The 20,864-nt window shown below is 39.3% G+C and carries 18 protein-coding genes; 7 read left to right on the top strand and 11 right to left on the bottom strand.

Annotated elements, in window-relative coordinates; translation table 11 throughout:
• The first annotated feature begins 279 nt into the window (after positions 1-279).
• Positions 280-927, top strand: coding sequence for a CPBP family intramembrane glutamic endopeptidase (locus tag ACGLYD_RS03280; RefSeq protein WP_187047813.1), 648 nt, complete (start codon positions 280-282; stop codon positions 925-927).
• Between the two features lie 269 nt (positions 928-1,196).
• Here ACGLYD_RS03280 and ACGLYD_RS03275 read toward each other — a convergent pair whose 3' ends face one another.
• From ACGLYD_RS03275 to ACGLYD_RS03255, 5 genes are all read right to left on the bottom strand, one after another.
• On the bottom strand, positions 1,197-1,646 hold the full coding sequence (locus ACGLYD_RS03275) for an SRPBCC family protein (RefSeq protein WP_067206910.1): 450 nt from the start codon (positions 1,644-1,646) through the stop codon (positions 1,197-1,199).
• A 160-nt stretch (positions 1,647-1,806) separates the two neighbouring features.
• The gene (locus ACGLYD_RS03270; protein WP_067206907.1) at positions 1,807-2,529 is read right to left on the bottom strand and encodes an amino acid ABC transporter ATP-binding protein; all 723 of its coding nucleotides are present in this window, start codon (positions 2,527-2,529) and stop codon (positions 1,807-1,809) included.
• Between the two features lie 17 nt (positions 2,530-2,546).
• Positions 2,547-3,248 carry an amino acid ABC transporter permease gene (locus ACGLYD_RS03265; RefSeq protein ID WP_338653165.1) on the bottom strand — a complete coding sequence of 234 codons (702 nt, stop codon included), beginning with the start codon at positions 3,246-3,248 and terminating at the stop codon, positions 2,547-2,549.
• A gap of 85 nt (positions 3,249-3,333) precedes the next feature.
• Complete coding sequence (locus ACGLYD_RS03260; RefSeq protein ID WP_399631326.1) at positions 3,334-4,128, bottom strand: basic amino acid ABC transporter substrate-binding protein; 795 nt, start codon at positions 4,126-4,128, stop codon at positions 3,334-3,336.
• 242 nt (positions 4,129-4,370) lie between these two features.
• Entirely contained in the window at positions 4,371-4,988 is a 618-nt protein-coding gene (locus ACGLYD_RS03255) for a cyclase family protein (protein WP_067206899.1), read from the bottom strand.
• Between the two features lie 323 nt (positions 4,989-5,311).
• On the opposite strand from ACGLYD_RS03255, the gene zwf reads away from it, so the two are divergent.
• Positions 5,312-6,754, top strand: coding sequence for a glucose-6-phosphate dehydrogenase (gene zwf, locus ACGLYD_RS03250; RefSeq protein ID WP_399633097.1), 1,443 nt, complete (start codon positions 5,312-5,314; stop codon positions 6,752-6,754).
• Positions 6,755-6,983: 229 nt separating this feature from the next.
• Positions 6,984-8,432: an NADP-dependent phosphogluconate dehydrogenase gene (gndA, locus tag ACGLYD_RS03245; RefSeq protein WP_399631323.1), complete on the top strand. Its 1,449-nt coding sequence runs from the start codon at positions 6,984-6,986 to the stop codon at positions 8,430-8,432.
• Between the two features lie 220 nt (positions 8,433-8,652).
• On the opposite strand, the gene ACGLYD_RS03240 is transcribed toward gndA, so the two are convergent.
• Together ACGLYD_RS03240 and helD are read right to left on the bottom strand one after the other, a co-directional pair.
• The gene (locus ACGLYD_RS03240; RefSeq protein WP_187047028.1) at positions 8,653-9,099 is read right to left on the bottom strand and encodes a GNAT family N-acetyltransferase; all 447 of its coding nucleotides are present in this window, start codon (positions 9,097-9,099) and stop codon (positions 8,653-8,655) included.
• On the bottom strand, positions 9,093-11,312 hold the full coding sequence (gene helD / locus ACGLYD_RS03235; RefSeq protein WP_399631320.1) for an RNA polymerase recycling motor HelD: 2,220 nt from the start codon (positions 11,310-11,312) through the stop codon (positions 9,093-9,095). The genes ACGLYD_RS03240 and helD overlap by 7 nt, the downstream gene beginning before the upstream one ends.
• Before the next feature lie 391 nt (positions 11,313-11,703).
• Here helD and ACGLYD_RS03230 point away from each other — a divergent pair, with 391 nt between their 5' ends.
• On the top strand, positions 11,704-11,895 hold the full coding sequence (locus ACGLYD_RS03230) for a hypothetical protein (RefSeq protein WP_067206889.1): 192 nt from the start codon (positions 11,704-11,706) through the stop codon (positions 11,893-11,895).
• A 77-nt stretch (positions 11,896-11,972) separates the two neighbouring features.
• A complete protein-coding gene (locus tag ACGLYD_RS03225) occupies positions 11,973-12,197 on the top strand; it encodes a DUF5342 family protein (protein WP_067206887.1) in 225 nt (74 codons plus the stop codon).
• Between the two features lie 60 nt (positions 12,198-12,257).
• Here ACGLYD_RS03225 and ACGLYD_RS03220 read toward each other — a convergent pair whose 3' ends face one another.
• The 3 genes from ACGLYD_RS03220 to ACGLYD_RS03210 all read right to left on the bottom strand — a co-directional run bounded on the left by ACGLYD_RS03220 (position 12,258) and on the right by ACGLYD_RS03210 (position 15,919).
• On the bottom strand, positions 12,258-13,946 hold the full coding sequence (locus ACGLYD_RS03220; protein ID WP_399631316.1) for a methyl-accepting chemotaxis protein: 1,689 nt from the start codon (positions 13,944-13,946) through the stop codon (positions 12,258-12,260).
• Between the two features lie 180 nt (positions 13,947-14,126).
• On the bottom strand, positions 14,127-14,810 hold the full coding sequence (locus ACGLYD_RS03215) for a GNAT family N-acetyltransferase (RefSeq protein ID WP_399631313.1): 684 nt from the start codon (positions 14,808-14,810) through the stop codon (positions 14,127-14,129).
• Positions 14,807-15,919 (bottom strand): mandelate racemase/muconate lactonizing enzyme family protein, encoded by a 1,113-nt coding sequence (locus tag ACGLYD_RS03210; protein WP_399631311.1) that lies wholly within the window; start codon positions 15,917-15,919, stop codon positions 14,807-14,809. The genes ACGLYD_RS03215 and ACGLYD_RS03210 overlap by 4 nt, the downstream gene beginning before the upstream one ends.
• Positions 15,920-16,002: 83 nt before the next feature.
• Here ACGLYD_RS03210 and ACGLYD_RS03205 point away from each other — a divergent pair, with 83 nt between their 5' ends.
• On the top strand, positions 16,003-17,253 hold the full coding sequence (locus ACGLYD_RS03205) for an HTH domain-containing protein (protein WP_340765668.1): 1,251 nt from the start codon (positions 16,003-16,005) through the stop codon (positions 17,251-17,253).
• A 78-nt stretch (positions 17,254-17,331) separates the two neighbouring features.
• Here the strand turns inward: ACGLYD_RS03205 and nhaC are convergent, their stop codons facing one another.
• Positions 17,332-18,786: a Na+/H+ antiporter NhaC gene (gene nhaC / locus ACGLYD_RS03200; RefSeq protein WP_067206876.1), complete on the bottom strand. Its 1,455-nt coding sequence runs from the start codon at positions 18,784-18,786 to the stop codon at positions 17,332-17,334.
• 652 nt (positions 18,787-19,438) lie between these two features.
• Between nhaC and ACGLYD_RS03195 the strand changes: the two genes are divergently transcribed.
• Positions 19,439-20,767 carry a TrkH family potassium uptake protein gene (locus tag ACGLYD_RS03195; protein ID WP_399631308.1) on the top strand — a complete coding sequence of 443 codons (1,329 nt, stop codon included), beginning with the start codon at positions 19,439-19,441 and terminating at the stop codon, positions 20,765-20,767.
• Positions 20,768-20,864: the final 97 nt, after the last annotated feature.

Raw genomic sequence — 20,864 nt, 5'->3', positions numbered from 1 at the left:
TAATGTCTGGCTCTATACATCAAGATTCCTATATGGAGTAATCACCATTACTGGTGGTTACTTCTTTTTTATTGGAACATATTTTATGCGTTAACCATGAAAATCTAACTTGAAATTGTTTAGTGTAATCGATGTATCCTTCAAAATCCAATTAGTAGATTATACTGATTAATTAATCGGTAAATGATACGATATAATGGATACGGTTTAAAATGATAGTCATTGCTACCCGAAAGATAGGGATCTTTATTACGACTTAAAACACATGGAGGATTTATAATGAAACTCTCAGTTTTATTAATTGGCCCTACGATTATGATCTTTTTAGGTTTAATCATATTCAAAAGTGTCCCTATTACCTTTATCCTATTCTATGGTTGGCTTTTATTTGTTCCGATTCTACTATACTTTAGAAATAAAAGTATTCGATGGAATCGTAAAAAACACCTCAATCTCAAATCTTTCACAGTTGGTCTGATTAGTGGTGTTATTTCTTTGGTAGCTATTTACGGGGCAGTTGCACTACTACATAATTTAGTTTTCGATCTTGGCGAACTAAAACAAATTTTGGTGGAGTGGAATTTCACAGGAAGTATCCTTTTCTGGTTAATTATTTTCCTCATCTTCATCAATCCTGTTTTGGAGGAGCTCTATTGGAGAGATGTTATGTATAAGCGCCTTATAGATAGAGTAGGTGCGGCTCAAACGATTATGATTACATCATTTTTTTATAGTCTATATCATCTAGTTCCCCTCTTTTCAATTTTCGCATTTCCTTTTAATTTCATTGCTGTTATTCCAGTATTTATAGCAGGTCTTATGTGGGGCTACTTTAGATACAAATTGAATTCAATCAGCGCATCAATTATTAGTCATATCCTAGCTGATCTTGGAATCATGTTGGTTTACTTGAACTATATTTTGTAATTTGCCCTACCAAATATCCCCTAAGTAATTTACTCTATTTGTTGAGATAAAGAATCCCATTGAATTCGCTAGGGAATGCTGCCAGTCTTTGGGCTTCGGCTCCCCCTTTAAGGCGCCTTCGCTTAGTTTATATAGGAATTCGGTGTATGTTGTGTTGCCCTCAAATCATATTGGTACTCATCATGATAAAAAGGCCATTCCCCGTGGGATGGCCTTTTCTATTGTATAGACTCCATCATCCAGTTAGTTTCTGTGAGAGGATCGATAGTTTAGTTTTCCGATTCAGCTACCTCTTTTACCCGTTGTAAAAATTCCACTACAATCTTGTCTGTGGAAAACAGTAAAAATAATTTCATGAACCATTTTAACGGACGATTCGTCGCAGTATAGGTTAAAGAAGTTCTGTGATCACTGAGCTTGACCAGCTCGTAGCGCGCCGTTATATCAAACATATTAGCAAGTGTAAAACCAACCTTTAACTTTTTCGCATTCGGGGAATCGTCATACTCTAACGTTTCTATTTGGTACTCCATAACACGCTTTCCTTCTTTATATTTTTGTAAATACACACTTCCAACCATTCCATCTGTTATTGTAATAGGTTTATTTTCAACTACTTGTGGCATAATCTTTTGCATATTTTCTAAAGAACCATTAAAAAAATTCCATACTTGCTCAATTGGCGCATCAATCTCTATTTCCTTCGTCCACTGTTTCATAATAAAAATCACCTCACAAAAATTTGCTTACATGTATTATAAATTTCACTTTACCACACAAGAAGATTCACTAATTCCTTCATAAAAAAGGAAAACAGTATAAGCGAACATACATCGCCTATCTGCTTTCCTTGATTCCAGCTTGCAAGATTGGTCCAAACTAGAGCACTTTACTTAAAAATGCTTTTGTTCGTTCGTTTTTGGGTTTATTAAATACTTGATCAGGTATACCTTCTTCTACGATTATTCCTTGATCCATAAACATCACGCGATCGCCCATCTCTCTCGCGAAGCCCATTTCATGCGTGACGACGACCATTGTCATCCCTTCAATTGCAAGCTGTTTCATAACATCCAGCACTTCTTTCACCATTTCTGGGTCGAGTGCAGAAGTCGGTTCATCGAATAGCATGATTTTAGGTTGCATCGCTAATGCCCTTGCAATTGCAACACGTTGCATTTGACCACCCGATAACTGTTCGGGATAAGAATTCGCTTTATCAGCTAGTCCGACCTTCTTCAACAATTCATGAGCTAGTTTTTCCGCTTCCGCAGAATTCATTTTCCGGATTTTCCGCGGAGAAATAGTGATATTATCGATTACACGCATATGCGGGAACAGGTTAAACTGTTGAAACACCATACCCACATCTTTCCGGATTCCATTGATATCCGTTTTCGGGTCATTTACTTTAACTCCGTCTATAAAAATGTTGCCGGCCGTAATATCTTCCAACAAATTTATACAGCGTAAAAATGTACTTTTCCCAGAACCACTTGGACCTATAACACAAATGACTTCTTTTTCTTTCACTTCATAATCGATTCCTTTTAACACTTCCAATTTCCCAAAAGACTTATAGAGGCCTTCCACTTTAATCATTTGATCACCTTCCTACCTTAACGCCGAGTTGAGAACATTTTCTTTCTTTGCATTGGAACATAGCTATTACTGAAGCGTTTTTCTACATACGAAATAATTTTACCGAAAACGAAAGTTAGACACAAATAAAGTATTGCAACCGTAAGATAGGGCTCCCAAAACCTTGAATAAGCTCCGGCAACTACTTTCCCCGCGTACAATAAATCATTAGCTGCGATAATCGTAACTAATGATGAATCTTTTAGAAGGGCAATCAATTCATTCCCAAGTGGTGGAACCATCCGTCTAAAAGCCTGCGGTAGAATAATATTTTTCATCGCTACATTTTGCGTCATTCCAAGAGACCTTGCCGCTTCCATTTGCCCTTTTTCAATCGACTGAATACCCGCACGTATAATTTCCGCATTGTATGCAGCGCTATTTAAAACAAGCGCAAGTGCACCTGATACAAAATAACCCAATGAGTGACCGAAAATCCCTGGAATAAGTGCTAGATGTATTAATAAAATTTGTACTAATAATGGCGTCCCACGGAAAAAGTCGACATAGTATTTGGATGGATAATAGATCCACTTTTTCTTGGATAATTTCCCCATACCCACGAATAAGCCTAATACAAAGCCTCCCAAATAGCCAACTACGGTGAGTGCTAAAGTAATTCCAATTCCACGAATGAATAATTCGCGATAATTCCATATCATTTCCCATCTAATATCCATTAAATCCAGAAAATCTAGGAAAACCAATTCAATCACTCCCATTAAATGACTTGGTGTATGCATATCGTCTTTAAACTACAAACGATTAGTCAACATCAAACCCTGTGATTTCCTTCAATTTCCCGTTGTCCTTGATAATTTTAATCCCTTCATTCAGCATGTCAATAATTTCTGTATTGCCTTTTTTGACCATTAATCCATAAAACTCTTTTTCAAAACTATCATCTTCTACTGTTTTAAGTTTCACCTTCGGGTTGTTCGCTTTGTAATCAATGATAACTGCATTATCCCCTACAGCTGCATCTGCATTACCATTAATCATTTCACTAATTGCTAGTGGCATAGATTCTGTTGCTACAATTTTGGAACTTGTATTCCCTAGAAGCTCCCTAGTTACGATATGACCCGTTGTATTGATTTGAACAGAAACCCTTTTATCTTTCAAATCTTCAAACTTGGCAACAGTTGAATCTTCCGGTACAAGAATCAATTGGTTTGCAGCAAAATATGGATCTGAAAAATCGAATGATTCTTTGCGTTCATCTGTGATCGTAATCGATGACACAGCAAAATCCACTTCTCCACCATCTACTGCCGGGAATAAAGGCTCCCAACCGTAGTTTTTGAATTCAACTTCAAATCCTGCAGCTTCTGCAATCGCTTTCACAATATCAATATCTATCCCAACAATATTGCCTTTCTCATCCATTAACTCCATTGGTGCATACGTTGCATCCGTCCCAACTTTTAATACTCTTTTTCCACTGTCTCCATCTTTCGATGAACCAGAATCCTTCGTGCCTGTTCCACAAGCAAACAATAGAATGCTTACACTCGCTAACAGTAACCCCAATGATATAGAGCGCAATCCTTTTTTCATCGTCATTCCCCCTTATGTTTTTGAGTTCCTGCAACATGTATCACTATAGTTATCCGAAAGTTCTGGATAGTTACTTTATTATATACGAGTCATCAGTCCTATACAATAGAAAAATAGACGTTACCTAAGCACAACCGACTAGGGTATAATCCACAGACCAATAATTTTATAGTTTCCTATAGGAACAACAAAATCCCACCGGTAATAGTTACCCGGTGGGATTTGATTCTCAATTAATAAAATTATTGTAGTCCCTCAAATAATAACACTCTTGCAGGTGATGCATCTGTACCCGTCAATTTTAAAGGTGCAGCAACCATGAAATAGTCCCCTTGTTCAACTTCTTTTAAACGAAGTCCTTCAATAATAATAATTTCGTTTGCAAATAATGTTTTATGAGTTGGATGTCCTTCTTGGCTTCTTTCAATTCCAAGCGTATCTATTCCCACTCCTCGAATACCGATCTCGGAAAGATATTCTGCTCCATCTTGTGCAAGATAAATAAAATCAAAATTAAATGTATCCTCAAAAGAATTCTTCGTTTTAAATAGAACGAAATCACTCTTTTGGATCTCAAATTTTTCTAAATCCGCTTTAGAAATCCCATCTTCTACATTTGTTAGATCGAGTACTTTACACTGTCCCACAAGACTTTCCATTGGAATTGATTCGAATGTATCTCCATCTACAACCATGTGTAGCGGCGCATCGATGTGTGTTCCTGTATGCACATCAATCTCCAACCGAGTTTCGGTTACATAGCCATTTGTTACCCGATTAAGTTTTGGTTGTTTTTCAGGTTTATCTTTGTAAACAGTCATACCTTCATAAATAGTGCCTGTTACATCATGCATTTTCATTTTAGCAACACTTCCTTTTTTTTAGTGTCTGACTATATAGCTATCCTCGCATGAAATTTAGCATGCCGTCTAGCAAAACTACTTTCGTTACCTCATCAGTATACCAAAATTGACACTAAGTTCATGCATGTCCTCTATATATGATTTTATTTATAGTCTTAGAACCACACATCGTTTAATGATATACTTGAAGCAGTTTCAAGTATAATTCGTGTCTACACTACAATTGGAGGAAAGCGAAAATGGATAACGTAACAGCCTCAGTTGGACCTGATGAAAAAAATCAATTAATTGATTTCCAAGAAGAATGGACAACCCAAGACATGACCTTTGTTTTATTTGGAGCAACGGGAGACTTAGCAAAACGTAAATTATTTCCTGCTTTATATAATTTGTTTCTCGACGGCAAATTGCCAGATTCAATCTCCATAATTGGTTTAGGCAGAAACTATTTTTCCGATGACATTTTCCAATCAAAAGTCGAAAGTGCACTTCGTGAATATTCTAGAAGAGCTGTCCAAACTACCGGATTGAATGAATTTTTAGCCAAATTTCGATACTGTAAATTTGATGCAACAGACAATGATTCGTATCAAAACCTACATGAACTTATTCACGACAGAGAAATAGAATTAAACATTCCCGGAAATCGACTTTTCTATTTGTCGGTTGCTCCTCAACTGGTTGATATCATTACATCTGGTCTTAATCAAAGCGGTATCAGTCAAACGTCAGGCTGGAAGCGGCTCATTGTTGAGAAACCCTTCGGAAGCGATTTAAAGACGGCACGACAATTAAACGAGAGTTTGAACAACGCTTTCAATGATGAAGAAATTTACAGAATCGACCACTATCTTGGAAAACCTATGGTCCAAAATCTCGAATCCTTTGAATTCGCCAATCCGATATTTGGTTCATTATTAGATCATAAACGAATTGCTAATATACAAATCACAGCATGTGAAACGGTCGGGGTAGAAACACGAGCCGATTATTACGATCAAGCAGGTGCAATTCGGGATATGGTTCAGAATCATCTTCTTCAGTTAGTAATGATGACGGCCCTTCACCTACCCGAAAAAATGACTGCTGAAGAAATTCGAAAGCAAAAAGTAACGATCATGGAATCCCTTCGACCTATCAATAAAGATAAGATGGAACAAGATGTTGTACGTGGTCAATACGAAGCCGGTGAGATTTTTGACACCCCGGTTGTTGGTTATAAAGAAGAGCCTGGGGTTAATGCTTCTTCAATGAATGATACTTATTTCGCAGCTCGCCTCTATATTGACAATCCATCTTGGAGCGGAATCCCCTTTTATATACGAACAGGGAAACGGATAGGTACAAAATCCACCAAGATTGTCATTGAGTTTACGAACAATGTAAAACAAATAGATGCCCTTCCAGCCGATGGGATCACTCCAAACTTATTGATATTCGAAATTAGTCCGAATGAAGGTATTTCTTTAGTGATAAATATGAAAAACCCTTCAAGTAACCAATTTGAGCCTGCTTCCATTAATTTCTCCACCAATTCAGAGGATCAGCCAGAAGCATATGAACTACTTCTATTTGATGCGATACGCGGTAATGCAACATTCTTCGCTAATTGGAAAGAAGTTGAATTATCATGGCAGTGGATTCAACCACTCCTAGAAGCGTTTCAAGAGAATACACTACCTTTACATTCATACCCTGCCGGTTCAAATGGGCCAGAGGCAGCTAATCAACTATTGCAGGCCGATCAATTTCATTGGTGGTAAAGAGCCGCCTGTTCAGGAGCACAGCCAAAGTACGCCGCGTCCTGCGACAATTAGGAGGGATGAAGTTCAATCCCTCCCCGCTGCGTGACCCATATCCTGGAGGCCTCCAAGTCTCTAGGTGATGGAGTCTAGACGTGAAATCTTCATATTGCAGATTACCTACAGTACGAAGTTTTATTATTTCCGAAGCAAAACGTGATAAATTACATAAAAAGAATGGGGTAGGATTATGACTAAGAAACAAATGGGCGTTATTGGTTTGGGCGTAATGGGGATGAACCTTGCGCTAAACATCGAAAGTAAAGGCTATTCGGTAGCTGTCTATGATTATTGGACAGATCGAACAGATGAATTTTCCAACAAAGAAGCGAAAGATAAAGCTATTCATGGTAGCTATAGCATTGAAGATCTAGTCGCTTCGCTTGAAGTTCCACGTAAGATCTTATTAATGGTTAAGGCCGGGGAAACGACAGATACAGTGATCCAGTCCCTTGTCCCTCATCTTCAACAAGGGGATATTCTTATCGATGGAGGAAATACATTCTTTAAAGATACGAATAGACGTACAGCAACCTTAAAAGAATCAGGCATACATTTCATTGGTGCAGGTGTTTCTGGTGGAGAAGAAGGAGCTCGTAACGGCCCATCGATTATGCCTGGAGGCTCAAAAGAAGCTTACGAACAAGTGAAGCCCATTCTTGATGCTATTTCGGCAAAAGTTGACGGCATTCCCTGCAGTGCATATATGGGTCTTGATGGAGCAGGACATTATGTGAAAATGGTTCATAATGGCATTGAATATGGCGATATGCAACTGATTTCCGAAGCCTATTTCATCATGAAACATGCACTTGGTCTTGAAGTGCAGGAGTTGCATGAAATATTTTCAGAATGGAACAAGGGAGAACTCGACAGCTATCTCATTGAAATCACAGCAGATATTTTCACAAAGATGGATGAAGAAACTGGGAAACCGCTCATTGATCAAATTCTAGATGTAGCCGGACAAAAAGGCACAGGAAAATGGACAAGCCAAAATGCGTTAGACTTAGGCGTGTCCCTTCCAATCGTCACAGAGTCCGTATTTGCACGATTTATTTCTTCTATTAAGGGAGAGCGCGTTGCAGCAAGTAAACTACTAAAAGGCCCGGAACTGAAAAAGTATGTAGGTGATCCAAAAGAGTTGATTGAAGCGATTCGTAAAGCTTTATATATGAGTAAAATTTGTTCATATGCCCAAGGTTTTGCGCAAATGCGTGCAGCATCTGAGGAGTATGATTGGAAAATCCCTTACGGAGAAGTAGCCATGATTTTCCGTGGAGGATGTATCATTCGTGCCCAGTTCTTACAGAATATCAAAGAGGCATTTGATACTAACAGTGACTTGCCAAACCTTTTAGTTGATCCCTATTTCCAAGAAATAGTAGGAGACTATCAGAATTCGCTTCGCGAAGTAGTAGCCGTAGCCACTCAACATGGGATTCCAATTCCTGCTCTCTCAAGTGCATTGGCTTACTATGATAGTTACCGTACGGAGACATTACCGGCCAATCTTATCCAAGCTCAACGCGATTATTTTGGCGCACATACCTATGAACGCCTGGATAAAGAAGGCCATTTCCATACTGAATGGGCAATAACAAAAGCGCAAGCGCCTGGTCAGGAGCGACAGGCATAAGACGGGCTGGCGAAGCGGCGTTCTTTGCCGCACAGCCGGACCGACTTATGACCCGAGCCCCTAGGCGCTGGAGCCTAGACGTGAAATAGCCTATTTCGCAGGTTATCCATAGTACGAGATTTTATAGTTTCCTAAGCAGCAAAAAAGTACCAGGAACCGATAATCGGCGCCTGGTACTTTTTATTGGCTTTCGGTCGTTTAAAATTTCGGTGACAGTCATTTAGTTTGCGGACAGTTTTTTCTCCAATATGATTCTATGAATTCCCTCGTCATCCGCGAATGTTTCCACAACATCAAATCCATTTTTAATATTAAGGATAAGCATATTCCGCCAGCTATTTCTCGTCTTTGTTTGAACAATTTTATAACCCGACTCAACTAAAAAGCGATGTTGCTGTTCCAGTAGCCTTGTTGCGATTCCTTTTCCTCTGTAGTCCTCATGAACTGCCCCGTACCAACTATAATACTTATGCGGGTCAAGCTCGTAACCAATTTTATAACCGACCACCGTTGATTGATCAAAAGCTACATTTATTAAGATTTTCTGCTTTAATTTTATTTTCTCCACTAACGTTTTGGAATCTTTGAAAATACTTTCATGTAATTCCAAAATCCCATCAATTATTTCATGTTCAGGAATCTCCAAAAACTGTTTAAAGTTCAGCATAACGAACCCTCCTCACCAATAATATGCAGTTCATGCATTGGCCTTGTCATTGCTACGTATAGTAACTTTCGGTCGATTGGGTGATTTCGGAATGGCTCGTCGAAAGCGGCGATAATGACCGCATCAAATTCCAATCCTTTTGCTAAGTGGCTTGGAACAATGAGCAGACAATTGTCATTGATGCCAGATTGATCTCCCACTAGATGGACTGACATTCCAAACTCCTGCAGAGAGGTGAAAATCTCCCTAGCCTCTTTACGCGTTTTACAAATAAGTGCGACAGATTGATGACCGCGTTCGATAATTCCTTCATAAATACGTTGAATGCCGCCCCCCTCTAACTCATGCATCTCATAATACTTCGGTTCTCTTCCATGACGAACGACCGGTTCTACAAGTGGTAGATCTTCATCCATCTGTGCAAGAACTTGATTCGCCAGATTCATTATTTCAATCGTCGTTCGGTAGCTTTTTTGAAGTGTCGTATACGTTGCTCTTGGAAACAGTGCCTTTATCGGTTCCCATGATGTTAATGATCTGTAACTATGAATTCCCTGGGCCAGATCCCCAACCATTGTAAACATATCCGTCTCTAGACCGTCTTGCATTGAAGCAAGCTGGAATTCGCTGTAATCCTGTACTTCATCGATGAAAACAACCCTCATTTTCCATTCATCTGCAATGCCTCTAAGCTTTGCGTGCAAATAATAAAGAGCTGCTAAATCCTCGACTTCCCAAAACTCTTTTTTATGTGCCTCCCAAAAAGCATATCTGTCGCGCTCGGACCACTCGTCTGCAAATTCCTTTTGTAGTTCGCTACTTGTTAGCCAGTCCCGATATAATTTCTTGATATTGAACTTTTTGAATCTGCGCATATAGGCTGACGCAACCGTTTTGCCTTCCTTTTCAATAACAGGAAGTCTTTCATCTCTTTCTTCCAATATTCTTGTTAACTTCAGTTTCCTTCTTTCATCATCCCTTATTCCGTATAACGCCTTATCAAGTGCCGCGTCGTACTTTGTCGTTAGCATATCCATAAGTTGTTTTCGTTTTCGCTTAACGTCACTTTGAACGATAATTTTAATTCTATCCAGTCTTTTCTCAACTGGCATATACGAAAACTCTTTTAGAAATAGCTGTTTCAACCGAGAAGCTTTCATAATCCGATATTTTTCAATAAAGACATCTTCAAATAACTCAGCCATATCCAGTTCCAACTTATGCACATAGCGTTGCATGATTTCTCGGTATTGTAGGCTTCCCTTCACACGTGTTACAAAAAGCAAAATTGCATCTAGCGTGTCAGATTCAGTAAGCTGTTCCAACTTAGCGTCTGGATCCATCAACTTCAGTTTCAATCCTGTAGCACTTAAAACATATTCGCTATATGTCGTCTGACAGATGCGCCCTACACCGAGTTCGGGAAGCACATCCGCAATATAATCCATAAATAATTTACTTGGTGCCAAAATCATCAATTTATCAGCAGGAAAGTTTTCACCCATTGTATAGAGGAAATAAGAAATACGGTGAAGGGCAATCGTTGTTTTCCCGCTTCCTGCGGCTCCCTGTACAATAATTGGTTGTTTCAAATTCGCACGGATAATTGCATTTTGTTCAGCTTGAATCGTCGACACAATTTCAGTCAGCCGTGTATCCGCCTTGCCAGCAAGGGCTTCCTGAAGTAGTTCATCATTCGTTGTAAGATCGACATCACGGATATCAAGAAGTTCACCTTCTTCAATTCGATACTGCCGTTTGGAATAGAGATGTCCCTCGAACTCTTCATCTCGCACTTTATAGGATAGAGCCCCTAGTCTCCCGTCGTAATAGACATTTGCAACCGGTGAGCGCCAGTCGACGATAATCGGTTCCTGCGTTTCCCGGTGGAATAAAGAAGTCTTGCCAATATAGAGTAACTCATCAGCCTCATTCTCTTTTCGAAAATGAATGCGGGCAAAATAGGGCTTCTGCTGAATTGCCTCCAGCCCCTCTTTTTGCGAACGGGCCATTTCAAAAAATCGAGCGTTTGTCAAAATGTTGATATAGCTTAAACTTGAATCCAAATAATCCAGATCAGCCATCGACTGGCGGATCTGTTCTTGGGAGGATTTTACATCACGTCGCGATTCCTCCAACAATTGCTGCATGTACTGTTTGGTGTAGTCAAGGCGCTGTAATTCAAACTCTAAGTCAGGATGTTTCTGAGACATACAGACCCTCCATTTGTTGTATTTTGCGTCACGTGCGGTTGTATGGGAGATGTTGGGGATTATTAAACAGAATTGAAGTTTACCACTTGCTAAAGGCGGAATCAACACCATTTAGTACAATGGAAAAAATATTCTGATTAAAGAAGTGATTCAGCGCGGATAGATACAGATAAGTAAAATTCACTTCCACTGGTTTAGATATTTGTAAAAGTAAATAGCGCTTTCTCATCAAACTCTCATCTGCGTCTCATGTCTCTCTAATTTAGGTGCGTTACTCTAGATAAGTAGGACAGGTTGAAAGCATGTCCACAAAATTGGCTAGCGTATTTCATGTACATTAATCAATTCTTAAAAATTATTCTATCAAACATAAAAAATGGAGGCCCCAACTATGTTGACTAAACTTCAAAATCGAATTCATGAATGGATAGCAGTAAACTACCAAGGGAATGAATATTCATGGCTCTCCCAGAATGCAGTCACAAACTGGTTTAGCCCTAATCCATTAAGTAAACATGAAATTCAGCAATTACAACAAGCTAAAATCAAAGCAAATGCTAACATGCATAACTTCATGTACTAGTCCTAGAATTATACTTTCTCAGCAAATTTTTATTATGACTTTTAAAATATCAATCTAAAAAAATGGAGGCTACAAGTATGGTCAATCAATTTCAAATTAAAAAAGCGTTATTCCAGAACCACATTAATGAACGGTTTTCATTTTCATTAAACTACCAAGGTAATGATTTTCAAGGCATTTATCACGAGGGCGTAATTAACTGGTTCAATCCACACCCACTAAACAAAATTGAGTCACAACAATTAGGAAAAATCGAATCCAGCGTAACTAATAAAATGAACAGGCTTCTTGTCTCCAGCTAAGAAGTGTGGCGAAAAAACAAGCTAATTGCACGTGGCAATCAGCTTGTTTTTTCCTACCTATTAGACTTTAAATTGTCCCATATCATTTTGCAGTTTTTCCGAAAGCTCCGCAAGCACTTGCGCACTTGAAGAAATCTCTTCATTTGCAGCAAGCTGTTGTTCTGTCGCTGCGCTTGTCGACTGAGCTGCAGCAGATGATTCCATGGCAAGTTCCTGCACTTTTGAAGAACCACTAGATACTTCATCCGTCATTGTACGAATCTGTTCGATTGCGGCGGAAACAGCTGTCACTTTTTCACCGACGTCACTAGCCGCCTGTTCAATCCGGTTAAATACACTGCGTGTACGTTCCGTCACAACAAGCCCCTCTTCAACGCGGCGACTTCCATCTTCCGTGCTGGAAACAGCCTGTGCGACGTTGCCAATCATTCTATCAATCATATTACCGATTTCTCCAGCGGATCGTTTCGACTGTTCAGCAAGTTTTCGCACTTCTTCTGCAACAACCGCGAAGCCTTTTCCATGCTCGCCAGCACGGGCTGCTTCAATCGCCGCATTGAGCGCCAGCAAATTGGTCTGCTCAGCAATATCAGTAATGAGTGACGTTACTCTCCGGATTTCTTCCGAATAATTAGCCATGCCATTCATTATCACAGCCGACTGTCCAATTGCTGAACTAATGACCGTCATTTGGCCGTTAACATCTTCCATAAGGGATGCTCCCTCTTCGACCAATTGGGCAACGTCTTCAGATGACAGAAGCATTGCTTCATTATCTTCCGTAATTCGGTTGATGCTTGTTACCACTTCTCCCATAGCTAAAACCGTCTCATTTACAATCGCAACTTGCGATTCGCTTCCGAATAAGTTTTTCTCCGAAATTTCGGCAACCATTTCAGATGCTGCTAAACTCTCTTCCGAACTCGCAGATAATTCTTCCGCCTGGACGGCAAGCTGAACTGCAGATTCATTTGCATTCGTAATGATAGCGCGAAGGTCTTTGCTCATACTGTTAAATGCCGTCGCCATCTCACCTATCTCATCTTTATTGCGAATTATAACCGGTTCTATTGCTAAGTTACCATCCGCAATTTCTGTTAACGCTGCTGTCATTTTCCCGACTGGACGTGCAATACTACGGCTGATCACAACAGCAATAGCAATACTCAACAGAATCGCTAGGGCAATTAGCCCCACTGTCAAAATACGTGTTTGCTTAATAAGTTTTTCAATTTCTAGGTTTATTTCGTCCGTCTTTGCATTTTGATCATTAATTTGGTCATTGATTTCCGTTACAATGATATCCTCAAAGACAGATGCATCAGATGCAATACTGAGCGCCTTTTCTTCACTGGAATTATTAAGTTCACTAATGGCCGACTCTAAAGTTTCTACATAATTTACACGTGAGTCTTTTAGTTCGTTAAATAACACACGTTCGGCGTCTGTCTGTGGCAATTTGTCTAGGATTCCCCAGTACAAATCAAATGTTTCGATTGACTTTTCTTTATTCTTTAAAAACAATTCATTTCCAAACAATAAGTAGCCCCGAAAATCGGTCGAAGTTGCATACTGTGCAGATAATAGTTTTTCAAACAACACCACTTTTGTTACCTGTTCGTCTAGGATAGATCGGTACTCACTATTCACTTTAGTTAGCGACCAAAAACCCATTGCCCCCACTATTATCATAAAGACAAGAACAGATAAGAACCCGCTCCATAATTTTTTACCAACTGAAAATTTCATTTAAGTTTTACCTCCCGCATATTAAATCCATTCATTAGTATAGCTTATATGAAACTAGTAGTATAGTTGTAATAATAAAATATAATGACATAGGTATTAACATCTAATTACAATTTAATCCCATCTAAAAAAACCTTACTTTACATGTATCTTGTAAAGTAAGGTTTTATTCTATCAAGATCACTTTTCAAAACGAACAACCCATTGGTTATCCACTTGTTCAATGCCTGTCCCCTTCCAACCATCATACAGGTACTTTTGTTGTTGTTCTGTATCCGCCATTAAGACAAAGCAACAGTCCAAGGTATCCTGTTCTATTAAAGGGCCTGTTAAATCTTTCATCAAAATATATCTGAGTAAATCACCATATTTCACTTTTAATGCTACAATTTGCATACCATGTGCAAATTTATCTTTTAGACTGGCAATATTAAATGGTGCAACAGTTGTACAAATATAGCGGAATCGCTGTGAATCAACTTGCTTCATTAGAACTTTCCCCAATAACACTTGTAAGCCATTGCCTTGGAAGTCCGGATCGACATTCGAGATTTCGGAATAGAGCACAAGCGGCCATTCACTTCTTGGTAGTCCCGCATCTTTCCCTAGATGCTCTTCATCCAGTTCTGGTTCAAGCATGGCCCGAAATGCAATCAGTTGTTCATGATAATAGGCACCAATCATGAGTCCTTTGCCGTTTAAAATATAGCTAAACTCTTCTTCTGTCAACGGCTGTAAAAAAGAACCTGTAGATAATGATTCAATCACTTTCCGCTGAAGGATAAGAATTTCGTCGAGCCAATCTGCTTCTAAGCGTTTTATAGTAATTTCACGCCCGTTTTTCAACAAATGCTTTTCCCTCATCCGCTTACCTTCTCTGAGAACACAGTCAGTTCCTGCAACACTTGCTCATCAATGTCGATTCCTAATCCCGGCTTGCCACTCAAACGGATAAATGGAACGTCATAATGTAAATTTCCAACGTCTTTGCTGAACTTAAGCGGTCCTGTTAATTCCACACTTGTAATTATTTTTTTCGAGAATGCAACGTGGAATCCTGCTGCTGATCCGATAGATGACTCCACCATCGAACCAATCTGACACTCAATCCCCGCCATTTCGGCCATATGGGCAAGCTTTGTCGCTGGATAAATCCCGCCACATTTCATCAATTTAATGTTCACTTTATCAGCAGCACGCTTCGCGATGATTTCTCTCATGTCACGCACGCCACGTAAACCTTCGTCAATCATCATTGGAGTAGAAGACTTAGATTTCACCTCGACCATACCATCTATATCATCAGCTCGCACAGGCTGCTCCAACCAATCGAGCGAACAGTCCTGCAGCTTTTGAAGACCTTGTAATGTATTGGCGCTATTTACCCAACCTTGGTTAACATCGACACGAATCGCAATATCCTCGCCTACACGCTCACGTACCGCTTGAATGCGTAATACATCGTCCGCTACATTGGTGCCGACTTTCATTTTCATCGAACGGTATCCAGCGGCTACACGTTCTTCTGCTTCAATCGCCATTGCTTCCGGAGCGGCGATGCTTAACACATGCGTAATCGGAAACTCTTCGTGGTATCTTCCTCCAAGAAGATTATAGACAGGGACACCAAGTGCTTTTCCTGCAACATCATAGCATGCTATGTCAATTGCAGCTTTTGCTGTTGGTACTCCGTAAATTTCAGCATCCATCAGTTCATGAATTCGCTCCATATTCATAGGATTTTCACCTATTAACTTCGGTGCCAGGGTATTTTTCAAGATTTCAAAAGTTCCTTTCCAACTCTCACCCGTTACATGTTCATCGGCAACACCTTCTCCATAGCCGACTAAACCGGTATCCGTTGTGATTTTGACAATGATGGATGGCATATAATCATAAGTGGCGTAACTAATAATAAAGGGTTCATAAAGTGGTAAGTGAATCGCATAAATTTCAATTTCAGCTATTTTCATAAGTCAAAATCCTCTCTCTTGGCAAACTCTATTTTTTATTGTATCATTGTCGTTAAATAGTCGCTAATCATTGGGGGTTCATCGTGAAGATTAAAATCGCAGTTATCGGGTCAACTGATTTTTGCCAACGTACAGAACAACTTGTCAACAATCGAAAAGATATTGAACTTAACTGGTATCGCTACGCTGAACCCAGTGAGGCACCGAGTTTACTGCAGACACTTAAACCGTGTGATGCCCTTTTGTTTTCAGGTTCCCTGCCTTACTTTTATTCCAAAAAGCTACTTGAAAACCTACCGATCCCAGCCGTTTACCTGCAACAAGATGAAACAGCATTGGCCATTACATTGCTTCATTTATCTACACAGAACCAGCAGGAATTGAGTCGCGTATCCATCGACGTGCGTGAGCAATCCTATATTGAACACGTACTCAATGATTTAGGTCGAGGTGTGGAGTTGCCTTTTGTTCACTTGCTAAAAGATGATGAAAAAATCACTACCATAACGTCCTATCATCAAACTCTTTCTTTACAAGGTAAAACAGATATGGCGATTACAAGTGTCCATGCTGTTTTTGAACAGCTACAGCAGCAAAACATTCCTGCATGTAAGATGATTGACCCTGAAAGTACGATTCTCCGGAGTATTGAACAGGCAAAACAGCAAGCATTGTTACAAAAAAGTAACTCCGCACAGATTGCAGTCGGAATTGTAAAATCAATTTCTTCGCTACCAAACGTAGAGACATCCATTGCGAAAATAGCATCCATTATGCAGGCTCGTTGGAGTGTACATGACGGTGATTTCACCCTGTACACTTCAATGGGAAACATCGAATCCGCTATAAAAAACAAGGAATTTCTTTCTACATTCCAATCACTTGCTACCAAAGCAAAAATGGCATTCGGCTGTGGCGAATCAATCATTGATGCAACTGAAAACGCGAATTTCGCACTCAATCTTATACAACTAAGTGATGGTCATTGTTTTTATATGTTAGATACAAACAAAAGATTGCATGGTCCGTTTCCACAATCGGAAGTAACCGTTGAGATGAAAATCACTGAGCCTGCACTTGTGGAGATGGCCGAAAAAACCAAGCTCAGTCCAGCAAATATCTCTAAATTGATGCAATATAGTCTGATGCGTCAAACGAAACAATTTACTGCAAATGATTTGGCATTATATTTAGATGTCTCACGAAGAACCGCAGAACGTACATTAAAAAAACTCGTCGACTATAAGTATGCTACGATCATTGGTGAAGAAATGACCTACCGACAAGGAAGACCTCGCGCTTTATATGAATTTAACTTTCACCCTTATTTTTAAAAAGAATGGAAAGTTCACTTGATAGATGTGAACTTTCCATTCTTTCTCGGCTAGACTCCAGCGCTTGCGCTTTTGTTTTTAAGCCAAATTTACCTCTTCGTTTACTTTTTCTTTTTTTAATTCATCTACTGCAAGTTTTTCCTTTTCTTGTTCAGTCAACTTCACAATCGAAAAGCCTGTTAATGCATAAATAATGGATATCAAAGGAACAACTAAATTCAATATGGCATATGGACCGTATTGTACAACACTTACTCCCAATGTTCCAAAAATGAATACACCGCATGTATTCCATGGGATGAAAACCGAAGTCAGCGTTCCACCGTCTTCAAGTGCACGTGATAAGTTTTTCGAATGCAAGCCCATATTCTGATACGCTTTACTGAACATCCGTGATGGAACGACGATAGAGATATATTGCTCTGAACAAGATGCGTTTGTTAAGAAACAAGCTCCGATTGTCGAGATAATTAACGACGCGGAAGATTTAACAACTTTAAGCAGTTGATTCATTAATGACATAAGCATGCCCGAAAACTCTAGAATCCCGCCAAATGTCATGGCGACAATAGTCATAGATACCGTAAACATCATCGAATCCAATCCGCCACCGTTAAACAAAGCATCTACCATTACATTCCCTGTGGCAATTGTGAATCCGCTTTGCAAAGCCTCAATGCCTGCAATAAGCGTACCGCCCTGTACAAAAATTTGTGATAGGAATCCAAGCACAATTCCTATTACAAGAGCAGGTATAGCCGGTACTTTTACAGCAACAAGTACAACAACGGCCAATGGTACAAGCATCAACCACGGTGAAATGACAAAGCTTTCTTTTAACACTTGTGCTGTTTGCGCAATTTCTTCTACTTCAATATTGTTTGCTGCAAAACGATTTCCTAAAAAGGCATAGACGCCAAGAGCAATTGCTAAGCCAGGAATCGTCGTGTAAAACATATGCTTGATATGATCAAACAAATCCGTCCCTGTTAACCCTGCTGCTAAATTCGTAGTATCTGAAAGCGGTGACATTTTATCCCCAAAGTAGGCTCCTGATATAATTGCTCCTGCAATCATACCTGCTGGAATCCCCATACTTAAACCGATTCCCATTCCCGCTACGCCGATTGTTCCCATTGTCGACCATGAGCTACCAATTGCCAAAGATACAATTGAACAAATAAGACAAATTGTTACGAGAAACCAAGCTGGTGTAATGATTTGCAAACCATAGTAAATCATCGTTGCAACAATTCCGCCGCCCATCCACGCTCCAATTGTCAGCCCTACCAAAATAATGATAACGACAGCCGGAAGAGCCAATCGAATACCTTTATACATCATTTCCTCAATTTCCTTCCAAGTAAATCCAGCTCGCCAAGCTACAATAGCTGCAGTCGATGTTCCAATTATCAATGGAATATGAGGACCTTGTTCTAATTTAACAACCGTAAATATCATGACAACAATCATTACGACTAAAGGAAGTAACGCCATCCAAAAACCAATTTTTCTCTCATTTTGTTGATCCATCTATATTCCCCCAGATTGAAGTATTTTCAAAATTATTAACTGTCGCTTAATAGTCGTTAATAGATATATTAAGGGCTGTTTGGAACAAAGTCAACCGTATTTTCGAATTATTTGTAAGCGGTTTCAAAAGAAATGAACTATTATTAAAGTTACCCCCATCAAAAATAATCTCGCCCCGCCCTTCAAATAAAATAGGTAATGAGATTTTTCATTCTGATTTAAAATGGCTAGGCGGAAGCATTTTAACACTTTAAAAGATACTTTTTGCATTGTAAGTGTTGAAATAAAGAACTTCATTGAATTAGCTACAGCGCTTGGGGATGCCTCCCCCCTTTTAAGGCGCCTTCATTCAATTTATATAGGTATTCGAATGTCCAACTTATATAGTTGTTTATTCCCAAAAAAGTATCGTAAAATAGCACCTATTCTGATAATATATAAGCAACTAAACACTATCAAGCTGACACGCATAAATTTCTATCCGCTGTGTCATTCTCATCTTTTTAGCTCAGATAGTAACAGTCGAATGGAAAATACTACTCTCCATCGAGAGACTGCAATCGGAAAGGTTTACTGTAGTTGGTTAATCACTAGATATCTTTCGACTAGCCTGCAATAAGAATTCCATATTCTATAGGATGGGAGCATGCATATGTACTCAAAGAAACTATATAAACGACATCTCTCTCCCCCGGTTGTGATTGCTGGTAATTTCCTGCTGCTAATCCTTATCGGCACGTTACTTTTGAAATTGCCGATCGCAACTGAGCATCCAATCTCTTGGATAGATGCACTATTTACAGTGACGTCTGCAACTACGGTGACTGGGCTAATTGTATTCGATCCAGTCTCTACACTCACATTATTTGGAGAAATCGTTTTGCTGTCTCTTATTCAATTGGGCGGAATTGGCTTAATGGTATTTGCCGTAGCGATACTTTTATTGCTTGGGCGAAAAGTTGGAATGCAAAACAGAATTTATCTACAAGAATCCTTCAGTTTTCAAACCCTTGGGGGAATGGTGAAATTCGTTCGTCAGATTTTACTTTTTGTTCTGATTGTTGAAGGGATTGCTATTATCATCTTATCGCTCCATTGGGTACCTACCTTTGGGTTACGGGATGGGATTTATTACAGTGTTTTCCATGTCATCTCGGCATTTAATAATGCTGGATTTTCATTATTTCCTGATAACCTTGCTCAATTTGTTAGCGACCCGCTCGTTAATCTTGTTCTTTCTTCATTACTCATCATTGGAGGATTGGGGTTTGTAGTCGTGCTCGATCTTGTCAAAAACAAGTCGTTTGTGCATTGGTCACTTCATACAAAGATGATGATTAGTGGAACAATTGCATTAAATTGTGTAGCCACAGTGACAATCTTTGTGCTTGAGTTTAATAATACACATACAATTGCTGACTTTTCATTGGCTGAAAAAGCACTGGCATCTTATTTCCAGGCTGTTTCACCTCGTACAGCCGGTTTTAATACAATTCCGATTGGTGAAATGGAAGACTCCTCCTTGCTATTTACAATGTTCCTTATGTTCATTGGCGGAGGTAGTGCTTCAACTGCATCGGGGATTAAATTGACTACATTTATGATTATTGTCATAGCTACCCTCTCCTATTTTAGATCCATACGGGAACCTCATCTGTTTGGAAGGACGATTAAATTTGACATCATCTTTCGATCATTGGCAATTGCAACGGTTAGTACTATGATCGTTTTTGGTTTTATATTTTTATTAACGATTACAGAAACCATCCCGGTATTCCCTCTCGCATTCGAAGTCTTTTCAGCATTCGGGACTGTGGGATTATCAATGGGGGTAACCGAAGACTTTAGTGCTATTGGAAGAGTGTTATTATGTGTAGTGATGTTCTTAGGTCGCATTGGTCCACTAACTTTATTTTTTTTACTGTTGAAACCGAAAAAAGAGTCTTTCCGTTATCCTTATGATCAAGTCCAATCTGGATAAAAAATAAATGACTCGAAGTACAAAAAAATAGCCGTATAATCCTTCCTCTTTGACAAATACTATTTGCGGGGACACAAACAACAATGAATCCTCTGCC

It is taken from the genome of Sporosarcina sp. SG10008 (assembly GCF_044569405.1).
Lineage (GTDB): Bacteria > Bacillota > Bacilli > Bacillales_A > Planococcaceae > Sporosarcina > Sporosarcina psychrophila.
This window is presented reverse-complemented; position numbering and strand designations above follow the sequence as displayed.